At 46.8% G+C, this 14,595-nt stretch carries 11 protein-coding genes; 6 read left to right on the forward strand and 5 right to left on the reverse strand.

The window, feature by feature from the left end; all coding sequences use genetic code 11:
- The first annotated feature begins 76 nt into the window (after positions 1-76).
- A complete protein-coding gene (locus tag H5647_RS02110; protein WP_052691819.1) occupies positions 77-1,429 on the forward strand; it encodes a hypothetical protein in 1,353 nt (450 codons plus the stop codon).
- A 68-nt stretch (positions 1,430-1,497) separates the two neighbouring features.
- Here the strand turns inward: H5647_RS02110 and pflA are convergent, their stop codons facing one another.
- From pflA to pflB, 4 genes are all read right to left on the reverse strand, one after another.
- A complete protein-coding gene (gene pflA, locus H5647_RS02115) occupies positions 1,498-2,292 on the reverse strand; it encodes a pyruvate formate-lyase-activating protein (protein ID WP_082086929.1) in 795 nt (264 codons plus the stop codon).
- A 195-nt stretch (positions 2,293-2,487) separates the two neighbouring features.
- Positions 2,488-2,910 (reverse strand): hypothetical protein, encoded by a 423-nt coding sequence (locus H5647_RS02120; RefSeq protein WP_045855945.1) that lies wholly within the window; start codon positions 2,908-2,910, stop codon positions 2,488-2,490.
- Between the two features lie 195 nt (positions 2,911-3,105).
- Positions 3,106-3,348, reverse strand: coding sequence for a hypothetical protein (locus H5647_RS02125; RefSeq protein WP_045855946.1), 243 nt, complete (start codon positions 3,346-3,348; stop codon positions 3,106-3,108).
- Positions 3,349-3,835: 487 nt separating this feature from the next.
- Positions 3,836-6,124: a formate C-acetyltransferase gene (pflB, locus tag H5647_RS02130; RefSeq protein WP_045855948.1), complete on the reverse strand. Its 2,289-nt coding sequence runs from the start codon at positions 6,122-6,124 to the stop codon at positions 3,836-3,838.
- A gap of 556 nt (positions 6,125-6,680) precedes the next feature.
- Between pflB and arsH the strand changes: the two genes are divergently transcribed.
- Positions 6,681-7,364 (forward strand): arsenical resistance protein ArsH, encoded by a 684-nt coding sequence (arsH, locus tag H5647_RS02135; RefSeq protein ID WP_045855951.1) that lies wholly within the window; start codon positions 6,681-6,683, stop codon positions 7,362-7,364.
- A gap of 30 nt (positions 7,365-7,394) precedes the next feature.
- On the opposite strand, the gene H5647_RS02140 is transcribed toward arsH, so the two are convergent.
- Complete coding sequence (locus tag H5647_RS02140) at positions 7,395-9,170, reverse strand: GspE/PulE family protein (RefSeq protein WP_045855952.1); 1,776 nt, start codon at positions 9,168-9,170, stop codon at positions 7,395-7,397.
- A gap of 98 nt (positions 9,171-9,268) precedes the next feature.
- Between H5647_RS02140 and H5647_RS02145 the strand changes: the two genes are divergently transcribed.
- The 4 genes from H5647_RS02145 to H5647_RS02160 all read left to right on the forward strand — a co-directional run bounded on the left by H5647_RS02145 (position 9,269) and on the right by H5647_RS02160 (position 14,543).
- Positions 9,269-10,075, forward strand: coding sequence for a PhzF family phenazine biosynthesis protein (locus H5647_RS02145; protein ID WP_045855954.1), 807 nt, complete (start codon positions 9,269-9,271; stop codon positions 10,073-10,075).
- Positions 10,072-11,235 (forward strand): acetylornithine deacetylase, encoded by a 1,164-nt coding sequence (argE, locus tag H5647_RS02150; RefSeq protein WP_045855955.1) that lies wholly within the window; start codon positions 10,072-10,074, stop codon positions 11,233-11,235. The genes H5647_RS02145 and argE overlap by 4 nt, the downstream gene beginning before the upstream one ends.
- A 97-nt stretch (positions 11,236-11,332) precedes the next feature.
- On the forward strand, positions 11,333-12,658 hold the full coding sequence (gene argA, locus H5647_RS02155) for an amino-acid N-acetyltransferase (RefSeq protein ID WP_045855957.1): 1,326 nt from the start codon (positions 11,333-11,335) through the stop codon (positions 12,656-12,658).
- A 199-nt stretch (positions 12,659-12,857) separates the two neighbouring features.
- Positions 12,858-14,543 (forward strand): response regulator, encoded by a 1,686-nt coding sequence (locus tag H5647_RS02160; RefSeq protein ID WP_045855959.1) that lies wholly within the window; start codon positions 12,858-12,860, stop codon positions 14,541-14,543.
- The last annotated feature ends 52 nt before the right edge of the window (positions 14,544-14,595 follow it).

Genomic DNA, 14,595 nt, shown 5'->3' on the forward strand with positions numbered 1-14,595 from the left:
ATTTCTCACACCTCTTGCCCCTAAACATTGTCATAATGCCGCACTTGGAATGATCTGTTTTTCAAGGAGACTCAAAATGAAATTACCCCTCATAATTCGTACCTGTGCTATTGCCGGGTTAGCCTTACTTACCGCATGCGGTGGTGGTGGCAGCGGCGGAAGTAGCAACGGCGGAATAAGCTCCCGCATAGGGCTTGTTGACGATAACAACACTGACAACTCCAACACCGATGCTCCCTCAGACACCCTCGATGATGTCGCTGCCTGGCGTTCAGATGCACCTTACGCGAACGTCTTATACCGCTGTGCACTGGCCCAAGTAGAAAACACTAACGCCGCATGTGATCTAGACACTCTCCCCCTTCTCGGTATGGAAGTTGACTCACCCACCGTCGACGACATAATGGGTCGCGTGCTGGTCTCTCACGACTGGATGGCAGAACGCTTTGAACAAGCACTCAACGCCTACCCCGACGAAATGCTCACGTTGTTCCGCGGGTTAACGGCTATTGTTATTGATGATGATATACGCCCTGCATTTTATTCCAGCAATACAGGCGCTATTTACCTAGATCCCTTTTACCTGTGGACCACCAACGCCGAAAAAACCACCATTAATACAAAAGAAGATTACCGAGCAGGTTTCTCAGACCCTTTGTCCTTTCGAGCATGGTCACGCTACACACGGTTCGGAACTTATGCCTTTACCTACGGCAGCCTCGATGATCAAGAGTCTCGCAGTATCAGCAGCGTCATCCTCATCAGTGCCCGTTTGTTGCTGCACGAACTTGCCCACGTGAACGATTTTTTACCCTACGACAGCTACGGCTCTATCAACCTCAACAATACCGTCGATGAAGCAATCGCAAACCTTGCTAACGGTCGCTTGTCTGATCGCCTATCCAACACAGACCCCTTAACCTCTGACATCCTTCACGGCCTCGGCCGTGTCATGTACCGTGGCACCACGCCCTCATCAACGCAACGGCAATACAGTGCCGAATTTGTGGGCGAGGAATACGAAAACGATGCCGCCGCCGACGCCTACGCGTATAGCTCACAATTCGAAGATGTCGCAATGCTGTTTGAAGTCGCCATGATGAAATACTTTTGGGACATTGATTATCAAGTCGCGTTTGTCACCCCTGTCGAAACAGAAACCTATTGCGATGAATACCTGATTGGCTGGTCTGCTTTAAACTGGATAGGCAACACCGATGTTAAAAGCCGAGCAATGCTTGTCACCAACGAATTATTGCCCACTATCGATATGACCCTGTTTTATCAAGAGCTTGAAGCGCCTATCGTAACCAACGAAGGTAACTGGTGCTTCAATTCAACAGCGTCATCAGGCTTAGCAAAACTCAATGATGTGATTAGAACCCCCATCAATCCCGCTGACTTTGAACGCTACGAGCACCGCCACTAACAAAAAAAGGTGGCCTAACAATGGCCACCTTTTTTTGCAGTATTTACACCTGCACGCACACCGTTTTATTAGGGTGCAAAAACAGTCAGACCGTAATCTGTTTTAAACATGTCCACAATCTCCAGCACCTTCTCGTGCAGAGGCGGTTCTACCGCCGCCAACGGGTAGTCAAAGCCCATGTCCTCCCACTTTGTTATACCCATGCGGTGATAAGGTAAAATTTCAATTTTTTTTACATTGAGCATGGGCTGAAGAAATACGGCCAATGCGCGCAAATCTTTTTCGTCGTCGGTGTAACCCGGCACCAACACATGTCGTACCCAAATAGGGAAGTTGCAATCCGCCAAATAGCGTGCGAAATTTCGAGGCCTATCATTACTCACGCCTGTGAGTGCCTCATGCTTACGTCGATTCAACTGTTTCAAATCTAATAAAACCAAATCAGTATAAGACAACAGTTCATCAAGCTTAGGCCCGTATAAATGGTCCGAGACATAACCATTCGTGTCCAAGCACGTATGGAAACCCAGCTTTTTTAATTGCTTGAACAATAGTGTCACGAACTCTGGCTGCAATAAGGCCTCCCCGCCCGAAACGGTAACACCACCATTAGACGCCTGCATAAATAAACGATAAGGCAAAATACGCTCTATTACTTCGGCCACGCTATACAATTCGCCTGCGTGCAAATCCCAGCTATCGCGGTTGTGGCAATATTTACAACGGAACTGGCAGCCTTGCATAAACACTACCACGCGAATCCCCGGGCCATCGAGCGCACTGCTATTTTCGAACGAATGGATACGGCCCAGCATATGCTCCTGATCAACGTCGATAATATCGATATCTTGAAATCTATTCATACTTACAATCAATCACTAACAACCGGAAGGAAAGAACCGCATTAAAGCGGCATTATTCAAGAGCGTAAGAAGGCTCTCAAGTCTATTGTAGTGGTTATTCGGTGACGATAGATGCGCTAGATCAAGCGATACAATTGGCGCGATAGCGCATTTATGGGGGGCTTAACCTACCCATAAATCTGCTGAGGATTAATACTAGCCATGTAATGGGATCGGTTGTAAATCTGGTGGAACATAAGCTACACGAGCATGCTCTTGCTTAATTAGCTCATAACTATAGTGTGTGTACATGACGCTTTTATCGAGCACGACGGTATTTTGGGCTATAAAATCATCTGCCGATACTGACCTGTCGGTAAGGTACATAAAATGTCGCACAGCTTGCACCCACGCGAAGGTGAGTGTGTCATGGTATTGCTGTCGGTCGATGCCATTGTGATCCAGCAACCGCAATAAGCCCGAACGAATTTTTCGATAGGCCGTGTGTACGTCATTTAATGTTAATTCAATATACGCTAAGCGCACGTGCTCTCGGTGATGAAACGCTTTAATATCAAGAGTAGCGTTTTCAAAAGCATCGAGAAAGCACTTATCTAAATCTGAGATGTGTAATGACATGGGAGCTCCTCCACAATTAAGCGTAACCGCTAGCCGTGTAAAAAACGTCGAAGTACATCAAACCGACACCGATTTAATTCGGTTGGTCTGCCGAAAAAAGGTCGTTAAGATTAAGAGCGATTCACCACGGGAATTCAAAAAAATACGGTAGAAGAGATCTAAATCTGGCCGGAACACGGCCAGATTACGAGGAGGTTAAGGCACGCAATTTGGGTTCATAGCACTAATATCAATAATGCCGTATGGGCCTTGCACATAACAGGGAACCGGTTCAGGGTTTGGATCTGGCGTAGGTACGGGTGTGGGAGTAGGCGTTGCCGTTCCACAAGAAGGAACTGTAATAGGGCCGTAAGGCCCCTGAACAACACAGTCGGCGATGGCTGCACTGGCAATAAATGTCGCACAAAAAACTACTGCAAATTTATATTTATTCAACATATCTAAACTCCTGGTTTAATAGTTTTTAAACAGTGGAGAAAACCTAGAGGCTCTCACTCGTTATTCTTACCTCAAGACAGGCAACCAGTGCCTCCTCCTGTCTCATGTAAAACTATCCAGTAGTCTTTTTTGAGTCAACCAAAACGCGTCCCACTCTCAACAATCGTCTAGCGCTTCACATAATAACTCATACATTAAAATCAATTGTTCATACCAATAGGTGTGACTGACGCGTTACATTATATTTAGGCATAAAAATTCCACAACGCTGAATAACGCATTTGACACGTAGATAATAGGTATTCACTACAACATTTGTGTCAACCACACCCGCCTCTGCTATTTTTGCCCTACGCACGCAAATCACCAAAACAAAAAAAAGGAACTCTAGCGAGTTCCTATCGAGGCGAGATTATTGCAATCTCATTATTAAATTGTATGGCGTAAAAAACGGCCGCCGGAGCGGCCAACAGGTCATGAAACTCTTTTACATACAGCCATGGAACGTGCGGCTGATAACATCTTGCTGCTGCTCTTTGGTAAGCTTTGTAAAGTTCACCGCATAGCCCGAAACCCTTACCGTAAGCTGAGGATAATCGGCGGGATTTTCCATCGCATCCATCAATAGCTCTCTATTCAATACGTTTACATTAATATGATGGCCTGTCGCGCCAAAATACCCGTCTAACAAACCAACCATATTACGCGTTTTGTCGACGGCTTCATTACCCAGCGCATTCGGCACCATACTCATGGTGTACGAAATACCATCTTCAGAGTCTTCATAGGGTAGTTTGGCAACGCTCAGTAACGAGGCTAGTGCTCCGCTAGTATCGCGGCCGTGCATGGGGTTTGCTCCAGGCGCAAAAGGTTCGCCTGCGCGCCTACCATCGGGTGTATTACCCGTTTTCTTGCCGTATACAACGTTAGAGGTAATTGTTAACACCGATTGCGTAGGCTCTGCATCACGGTAGGTTTTATTGGTTCGCACATGATTCATAAAACGGCTGACGATGTCGCTCGCAATACTGTCGACGCGATCATCATTATTGCCATACATGGGAAAATCACCTTCTACTTCATAGTCGTCTATCCAGCCGTTCGCACCCATAATAGGTTTTACTTTTGCGAACTTAATAGCGCTAAGCGAATCCGCCACTATCGATAAACCTGCAATACCACACGCTAAAGTACGTTTGACATCACGATCATGAAGTGCCATTAAAGGCGTTTCGTACGCATACTTATCGTGCATGAAGTGAATAATATTCAACGCCGAAACATAGGTTTTTGCAAGCCACGCCATGTAGAGATCAAAACGCTCCATCACTTTATCGTAGTCCAACACTTCATCCGACATTACTTCAGCTTTTGGCCCTACTTGCATACCGCTCTTTTCATCAATACCGCCATTTATGGCGTATAACAATGTTTTACCCAAGTTGGCGCGAGCACCAAAAAACTGCATCTGTTTGCCGATGGGCATCGCGGATACACAACAGGCTATGCCGTAATCATCGCCAAACTTGCCGCGCATCAAATCATCGTTTTCATATTGAATCGATGACGTATCGATTGATACTTTCGCGCAGAACTCTTTAAAGCCTCGAGGTAAGTCTTGGGACCACAATACGGTAAGGTTAGGCTCAGGTGCCGGCCCTAAGTTGTAAAGCGATTGCAACACGCGGAAAGAATTTTTTGTCACTAATGGTCTTCCGTCTTCACCCACACCACCAATGGATTCGGTTACCCACGCAGGGTCGCCTGAGAATAATTCATCGTACTCGGGCGTTCGAAGAAAGCGCACTAAGCGTAGCTTAATAACAAGGTCGTCCATAAGCTCTTGTGCATCGGCCTCTGTCATTCGGCCAGCTTCGATATCACGTTGCATGTAAATGTCGAGGAAGGTACTGGTGCGGCCGAAACTCATGGCAGCGCCATTTTGTGATTTAACCGCCGCGAGGTAACCAAAGTAGGTCCACTGTACAGCTTCTTTTGCGCTAGACGCCGGACGTGAAATATCGCAACCGTAAGTTGCTGCCATAACTTTTATATCGTCTAAAGCGCGGATTTGCTCAGACAACTCTTCACGCAAACGAATAGTATCTTCTGTAATACTCCACTCTTCTGTTTCAACTTTTTCGGCTTTCTTTATTTTCACTAAAAAATCTGTGCCGTAAAGCGCTATACGGCGGTAATCACCAATAATTCGACCACGGCCATAGGCATCAGGCAAGCCGGTAATAACACCTACTTTACGACAACGTAAAATCTCAGGCGTGTAGGCATCGAATACACCCGCATTATGGGTTTTTCGGTATTTACTAAAGGTTTCCAGTACTTCGGGATTTAGGGGCTTTCCGTAGGTATCACAAGACGTTTGAACCATACGAATACCGCCGTAAGGCACAATCGCACGCTTTAAAGGTGCATCTGTCTGCAGCCCTACAATAGTTTCCAACGCAATATTGATATAACCGGGCTTATGTGACGTAACACTCGCGGGAGTTTCTGCATCAAAATCGAGTGGGCCTCCTTTTTTTTGCTCGGCCTTTAATAACGTTAACGTTTCTTCCCATAACTGTTTGGTACGGTACGTTGGGCCAGCTAAAAAATTTGCATCGCCTTCATAGGGATCGTAATTTTTTTGGATAAAATCACGTATGTCGACGTTTTCTTGCCAAGCACCTAGAGAAAAACCATCCCAAGGGTTGGCGAATGGCATTTCGATGGTATCGGTAACGCCCTGTGTGTGTATATCCGCTTTAATATTCATGGAAGCCTCGTTAGATCTCACCGCCTTTTGAGCCGTTATTGATCGTCAGTATTGATACCTGATTATTGTGGTACTTATTTCAGGTGTTTAAATAGTTGGATCTTGTAACCGATAATACTCGAAGAGTTTTCTTGTGGTCTCGTTTATTTGCACAGGGTTCGGCGTTATCAGTATAGGAGTTGAAAACTCACGAACAGCACATCCGGCACAACATCCAAAGAGTTCAGTTCTTGTACGGGTTATTGTACGCAGCTAAACCTCTCAAAATTTGATTCAACGCAAGTATCCGAGTGTTTGGAGTATTGTAATAGAACAGGCGAATGCCGCAGGGCACGGGCATTTATACCGTGAATATACCGTTAGACTCTTTCATGTTACTGGGCGGTGTTTTTGACGAAAACATCACTGTATTTCAATGATAGCGAGATATTTTTCGAGGTAACGGTCGCGTTACGACGCTATCTTTAGCGCTGTTAGTTAACGTTCGTTTTTTGCGAATAAAAAAATCTGTATACTTAACAAAAAGTTATAACTCTCACATAGATAATGGTAATACATGAGCGACTTACCCAATATTAAAAAGCAGCATTTTCAAACCATAGATCACAACAAGCTGCACGCAAAAGAAGGCCATGCACACAAACCAAGGATACTGCTTTTGTACGGCAGTTTACGGGAGCGTTCGTTTAGTCGGCTATTGGTGGAAGAGGCCGAGCGCATCCTCATTGCTCTCGGCGCAGAATGCAAGGTATTCAACCCTTCGGGATTACCCCTTCCTAATGATGCGCCGGAATCACACCCAAAAGTGCAAGAATTACGGGGTTTAATGCAATGGTCTGAAGGGCAGGTATGGTGTTCTCCAGAGCGGCATGGAGCCATGACGGGCATTATGAAAGCTCAAATTGACTGGGTGCCGTTATCGGTAGGCTCTATTCGCCCGACACAAGGAAAGACGTTGGCGGTGATGCAAGTAAACGGCGGCTCTCAATCATTTAACGTTATCAATCAGCTCCGAGTTTTAGGGCGATGGATGAGAATGGTGACGATTCCGAATCAGTCTTCTGTACCGAAAGCCTACGAAGAATTTGATGATAACAACCGAATGAAACCGTCAAACTACTATAATCGTGTTGTTGATGTTATGGAGGAATTAATGAAGTTTACGTTGCTGACTAGGGGCCGTTCAGACTATTTAGTCGATCGATACTCTGAGCGAGTAGAAGCCGACAAAACCCCTTAACATCTCATACACAAATAGCGCTGTTCAAGCTTATTTCTCTGGCGGAGGTGCTACACGTAAAACCTCTGCCAGCGTTGTTTTTCCTTGTGCAATTTTTTGCGCACCAGAAAGCCTTAACGTTCGCATACCCTCACGCATCGCCTGCTGGCGCATTGAAACCAAATCTAAGGTTTCGGTTATGTGCTCTTGTACGGTTTCACTCAGCGACAAAATTTCATAAACCCCCTGGCGCCCAAGGTAGCCGGTATTGCGGCATTCTAAGCAACCTTCCGGTTCGAAAATAGTTGCAGGCTTAACCACCTTCCAGGGTTTAATCAATGCATCCCAATCGCTGTCGCTAATAGTAGCTTCACGTTTACAATGTGGGCAAAGGGTACGTACTAAACGTTGCGCCATAACACCCAATACGGTGGATTTTAGAAGGTAGCTAGGAACGCCTAAATCTAGTAACCGTGTAATCGCCGCCGCCGCATCATTGGTGTGCAAAGTGGATAACACCAAATGCCCTGTTAGCGCTGCTTGTACGGCCATTTGTGCAGTTTCTTTATCGCGAATTTCGCCGACCATAATAATATCGGGGTCTTGCCGCATAAGCGTGCGTATACCCGAAGCAAAATCAAAGTCTATATTGTGTTGAACTTGTGTTTGGTTAAACGCCTCTTCGACCATTTCGATAGGGTCTTCGATAGTGGATACGTTTACCTGCTCGGTCGCCAATTGACGCAGAGTGGAGTAAAGCGTTGTTGTTTTACCCGAGCCCGTTGGGCCTGTCACCAATAAAATGCCGTGAGGCTGTTCGGTCATGCTATGCCAGCGTTTGTAATCTTCGCCCATTAACCCCAGCTCTTCGAACGTTCGAAACAGCACGTCGGGATCGAATATGCGCATTACCAGTTTTTCACCAAAGGCTGTCGGCATAGTGGAAAGACGCAGCTCCGCTTCCATGCCATTGGGACGCTTTGTTTTTAATCGGCCATCTTGAGGTTTACGCTTTTCCGCTACATTCATTCGGCCTAGAATTTTTAAGCGGCTTACGATGGCCGTGGCCACGTTAGCAGGAAATTCATAAATATTGTGCAGCACGCCGTCAATACGAAAACGCATACGCGATATTTCTCGGCGTGGCTCTATATGAATATCACTAGCGCGTTGATCAAATGCGTACTGAAGCAGCCAATCAACAATGTTTACAACATGCTGATCGTTAGCTTCAGGGTCTTTTAATTTCCCTAACTCTAATAGTTGTTCGAAATTTGCGGCCCCGGAAGGTCGATTACCGCCACCATCTTCAGCACCGGAAACAGAACGTGCTAACGAATAAAACTCTACGCGATACCGTTCTATATCAGACGGTAGCGCTAATACTCTTTTTATTTGCTGGCTAACCGTTTGCGCTAGCTGAGATTCCCAATCTGTTAAATAGGGTTCGGTAACGGCAATAATCACGGCATCGGCATTAATACCTACACACAAAAGGCCATGCCGTTTCGCAAACTGATAGGACATAATCTCTGCGGCAAGGGCAACGGGGGTTTTCATTGGGTCTATATGAAAAACACTCAACCCACTTTTTTGCGCCAACCACTCGACTAGATGCGGTTCGTCTAGTTTTTTCCCTTCACGTCGCATGTCATCTAATGCTTGAGACGCGATATAAGAAAGCGGGTGCATAAGTGTTTGCTCACGCGTACGATGAGCACCCATTAATAGGTTAGCGTCTTCTTTTTGAAGAATACTTTCGTCGACAAGTTCAAGCAGCAGCGTGCGCAAGTCTAGGGATCGTTCTGTAATAAAGGGTGATTTCATAACGCTATTTTACGCAGTACTCATCTAGTATTTGCAATGATTGTATCCGTTTTTGAGAATGAAAGAACCTTTGTATCATCACCACAGGACATTCCCCAATGGAACTTACTTTTTATCAAGCTGACGCATTCACCAATAAAAGCTTTAGCGGTAACCCCGCCGCCGTAATGGTATTAGACGAATGGCTTAGCGACAGTCAAATGCTGGCTATCGCTAACGAAATGAACTTATCTGAAACAGCCTTTTTAGTACCAAATAGTAAAGACACATTCGATTTCGATATTCGTTGGTTTACCCCTTTATCTGAAATCGATCTCTGCGGGCACGCTACCGTTGCCTCCGCACATGTACTTTTCCGTCATATGAACTTCTCGGGCGACATCATCCACTTTAGCTCACTCAGCGGCCATCTGAGTTGCGCTCTACGACCCGATAAAAAGCTTGAACTGGATTTCCCCATTCGACCACTCTCTGACGATACCGTTAGTCAGGCACTTGTAGATGCTTTGGGCGCTACGCCTACACGGGTCCAAACAAACGCCACACGCATACAAGCTGTGTTTGACACCAGCGAACAGATTGCGGCACTAAACCCCGACATGGCGCTGCTAAAAAAATTACCTCAATACGGCGTATGCTGTACGGCTATAGGGGATGGAGAACACGACGACGTGGATTTCGTGTGCCGCTTTTTTGCACCAGCCAAAGGAATCAATGAAGACCCCGCAACAGGTTCTGCCTATACTTCGCTTGTGCCCTATTTTGCGCAATCACATAATAAAACAGCGTTTACAGCCCGACAGCTCTCCCAGCGAGGTGGTGAAATAAGCCTTGAGCTGTGCGGTGATCGCGTCAAAATAGCGGGTGACGCCGTTACCGTAATCAAGGGTCAATTTTATTTATGATCGATACACACCTATTCACTGAACGCCTACGCCAGTTGGTAGCCTTACCTTCCGTAAGCTGTACCTCGCCCCAATTGGATATGGGTAATCGCGCAGTTGTAGAGCGATTAGCGGAATGGTTAAGCCCTATGGGCTTCGATACAGAATTGATGGAGGTTGGCGACGGCAAAGCTAATTTAATTGCCACACTGGGCAGCGGCCCTGGCGGGCTAGTATTGTCGGGTCATACGGATACCGTACCCTGTAACCCCGATCGCTGGCAGCAAGACCCCTTCGCTTTGCGCGATGCCAATCATCGGTTCTATGGGCTTGGCGCAACTGATATGAAGGGATTCTTTCCGGTTGTACTCGCCGCACTCGATGCCCTGAAAGACCAGCTCCACTCTTTGCAGCAACCCATTATCATTCTAGCGACCGCTGACGAAGAGTCTTCTATGAGCGGCGCACGCGCGCTTGCCGCCGCTGGACGCCCCAAGGCGCGCTATGCGGTAATTGGGGAGCCGACTGAAATGCGCCCTATACGTATGCATAAGGGGATTATGATGGAGTCTGTGCGCATTCAAGGGCTCGCAGGCCATTCGTCCAACCCCGAGCTAGGCCATAATGCCCTCGACACCATGCATGCGGTTATGGACGAATTAATGTCTTTTCGTCAGCAACTGCAAAAAAACCATCGTCACGCGGGTTTCGCTGTCAACGTTCCTACCCTAAATCTCGGCCATATCCACGGCGGCGATAACCCCAACCGTATTTGTGGGCATTGTGAATTACATTTTGATCTAAGGCCGCTACCAGGCATGGATATTAGCGAACTCCATCAACAGCTGGCGAAACGCCTGCTACCCATCGGGGAAGCGCATCACACGCCCATTGCACTGGAGCATTTAATTGGCGGCATCGAACCCTACGAACAGCCAGCGGATAGCACCCTTGTCGCGGTGGCGGAACGTTTGACCGGCTACACGGCCGAATCGGTAGCCTTTGCCACCGAAGCCCCTTTTTTACAGAAACTCGGCATGCAGACATTAGTAATGGGGCCAGGCTCTATTGATCAAGCGCATCAACCCAACGAATACATAGAACAGAACCAGATCGAGCCCGCCGTCTCCGTCATTCGCGCTCTTATCGAAGAATTGTGTGTTCACGCACAACCTGAGTAACGCAACTAAACTCGCGAATACTTTATACTCGGTACTTTAAAACAGTTGCCCCTTTAATCATTGCGCAATTTTGCGCCTCAACGCAGACGATACGCACGTGACAGATAAAGCAGACCAATACATACACTGGTTCCGCCAGGCATCCCCCTACATCAATAGCCATCGCGGCAAGACATTTGTTGTCATGCTACCCGGGGACTGCATCGAACAAGAGAACTTCGATAATATAATCAATGATCTATCGCTACTGAATAGCTTGGGCGTTAAGCTGGTTGTTGTACATGGCGCACGCCCCCAGATAGAGCGACAGCTCCAAGCCTCACACATTCAATCAGAATTTCATAATGGCGTTCGGGTGACCGCACGAGAGCACGTAGTAGACGTAATGAAAGCCATTGGCGAAACTCGCTTCAGCATTGAAGCCGCTTTTTCATGCGGGCTGCCAGAATCGCCTATGTATGGTGCTAAAATTCGAGTGCGCAGTGGTAATTTCGTCACCGCTATGCCGCGCGGCGTACTCGATGGTATCGACTATCAGCTCACCGGAAAAGTCCGTAGTGTCGACGCCGATGCTATTCAAAAACAGCTTATCGATAGTGCACTAACGCTCGTGTCACCTCTAGGCTATTCCTTTACCGGCGAAGCGTTTAATTTAAGTTTCGCCGATGTCGCAATTCATATTGCCACTGCCTTGAAAGCCGACAAACTCATTGCCTATAACGACGACGGCCCTATTATCGATAAAGCCGACAAACAATTTCGTGAACTGACCTTACTACAATGCGAGCGTTTTTTGGTGGAGCAACAACACCACACTCGGTCCAATACCTATTTTGCTTTACGTGCTTGCCATAAGGCTTGTGACGGCGGCGTATCTCGCGCCCATGTGGTATCGTCAAATGAGGACGGAGCACTTCTCAAAGAACTCTTTACACGCGATGGCTCCGGCACCATGGTTTACCGTGATAGCTATGAAACAATACGCCGTGCCCGTATCGAAGATGTCGTCGGCATACTCAATTTAATTGAGCCACTAGAGCAAAAAGGTATTCTCGTGAAGCGCTCTAGAGAGCGCCTCGAGACTGAGATTAGCTTTTTCACCGTTATGGAAAAAGATAATTTAATTGTCGGCTGTGTTGCACTCTACCCCATAGAAAACGAAACGGCAGGTGAACTCGCCTGTGTTGCTATTCATCAGGAATACCAGAGCGGCGGTCGCGCCGCAAAGCTACTGACCCACATTGAACGGCAAGCCACAAAACTAAAGATGACACGCCTCTTCGCTCTTACTACCCAAACCGCCCATTGGTTTTTAGAGCAGGGTTTTCAAGAGAGTACACTCGACAATTTGCCTGGCGAACGTAAAGCGCTGTATAACTACCAACGCAATTCCAAAATCCTCGTTAAAAACATCTCTCCTTAGCCTTTCTAATACGGCAGTCGTGCAATCGCACTGCCGTATACTGCCTGCAGCATTCACATTCTGATCAATTACCCTCACGACGACTCAAGGCTTTCCGGCAAAGTAGAGGTTTATTGCCTAGACTTTACTCAACCTAACGTCGATTGCAGGCCTATGCACCAAAGCCCAATCGGATAAACGTCGCTTGAGCAAACTGCGCATGAACCCTTTGTTAGACCCGTCCGGCAGCCAAGAATTACGGCAGATCGATATCGTTAAGATATACAGTAATAAACGCTGTTTAGTCATTGATGACTTCCCTGAAATTCGAGGTTCTCTCACGCGCATGCTGCGTACCTTCGGCGTTCATACTGTAGATACCGCCGCCAATGGTGAAGAAGCTATAAAGGCCTGCGGCAAGCGAAAATACGATATCGTGCTGTGCGATTACAATCTTGGCGCGGGAAAAGATGGCCAGCAAATACTTGAGGAAGTCCGTTATCTTCGCGTGCTGCTTATGACCAGCCTATTTGTAATGATCACAGGCGAGTCATCACGTGAGATGGTTCTGGGCGCACTCGAGTGCCAACCCGACGATTACATCACCAAACCGTACACTCAGCAGTCCCTCAAGGTTCGCCTCAACAAAGCCATAGTTCGGCATGAATCGTTACAACATATCAAGAATTTTATTTCCGACGGACAATATCAGGACGCACTAGACAGCTGTAACGAATTAATTAGCCAAGGCAGTCGCTATGCCGGCGACTGCCTAAAAATGAAGGGCCAGTTACATTTTCTACTCAAACAACTTAAAGATGCTAAAAAACTCTACGAAAGTGTAATTTCAAAAAAACCCGTTATTTGGGCAAAACTGGGGTTAGGCAAAACCCAACTTGAGTTGGGTAATTTAGATGCAGCGGAAGAAGTGCTTAACTCCATTATTAAAGAAGATGATCGCTATATTGAAGCCCACGACCTGTTGTCTGAAGTGCATTCGCAACGAAAGGACATAGTAGGCGCACAACATGCTACGGAAAACGCGACACGGATCTCACCAAAATCGGTTTTACGGCACCGCCAATTGGCAAAACTCGCGGAATATAATCACGATGAAGAGACGGCCCTCAAGTCCCACCAACATGCCATTAAATGGGGTTTAAATTCTTGTCATGAGTCCGAACAGGATTATTTCAATTACGCACGCAAGGTATCAGAAGTTATACAGGGCGACGAGTCTACAGACGCTAAAATGCTAGGCAGGCAAGCCTCTAGTTTTCTCGATCGCGCACGAAAACGCTATGCTGACAAACCCGAAGTTGTCGCCCAAGCCCAGATGGTTGAAACGCAAGTACTTTTAGGGCTAGGCGATAAAGCAAAGGCCAAAGCTTCCGCCGACAAAGCCAAAAAATTGTTTAAGAACTTAGCCTCACCGCCCGTCGAAACCAGCCTCGAGATGGCGCGCACCTACCAAGCAATGGATGCAGAACAAGACGCTCAGAACTTATTGGTAAACCTAGCCGCACGACATGCAAAAGATACCTCCGTTATGCAACTGATCGACGGGATAAGCGCAGAACCAATCAGTGATGCTGGAAAAATAGTCGCCTCCAAACTCACCAAAGATGGTATTTCATCGTACGAAAAGAAATCGTTCGATTCCGCTATCGATGTATTTATAGAAGCGCTTTCCACCTACCCTCGACACAGCGGCTTGAATCTCAACCTTATTCAGGCGGTTATTGCGGACACTGAATCACATGGTTTTTCAGAACGTTACGAAAAATTGTGTCGACGCAGTTTGCGTGCCGTGGGCAAAATTAGTGGCGACAATAAACAATATAAACGTTATAGTTTCCTGCTAAAGCAAGTGCAAAAACACTACCCCAACGCTGTGACAAGCTAACCGAACAAAACACACCCAAAGACGAAATGTTACGGTGTTTCTGCTATCCTTC

The sequence above is a fragment of the Teredinibacter purpureus genome, from assembly GCF_014217335.1.
Lineage (GTDB): Bacteria > Pseudomonadota > Gammaproteobacteria > Pseudomonadales > Cellvibrionaceae > Teredinibacter > Teredinibacter purpureus.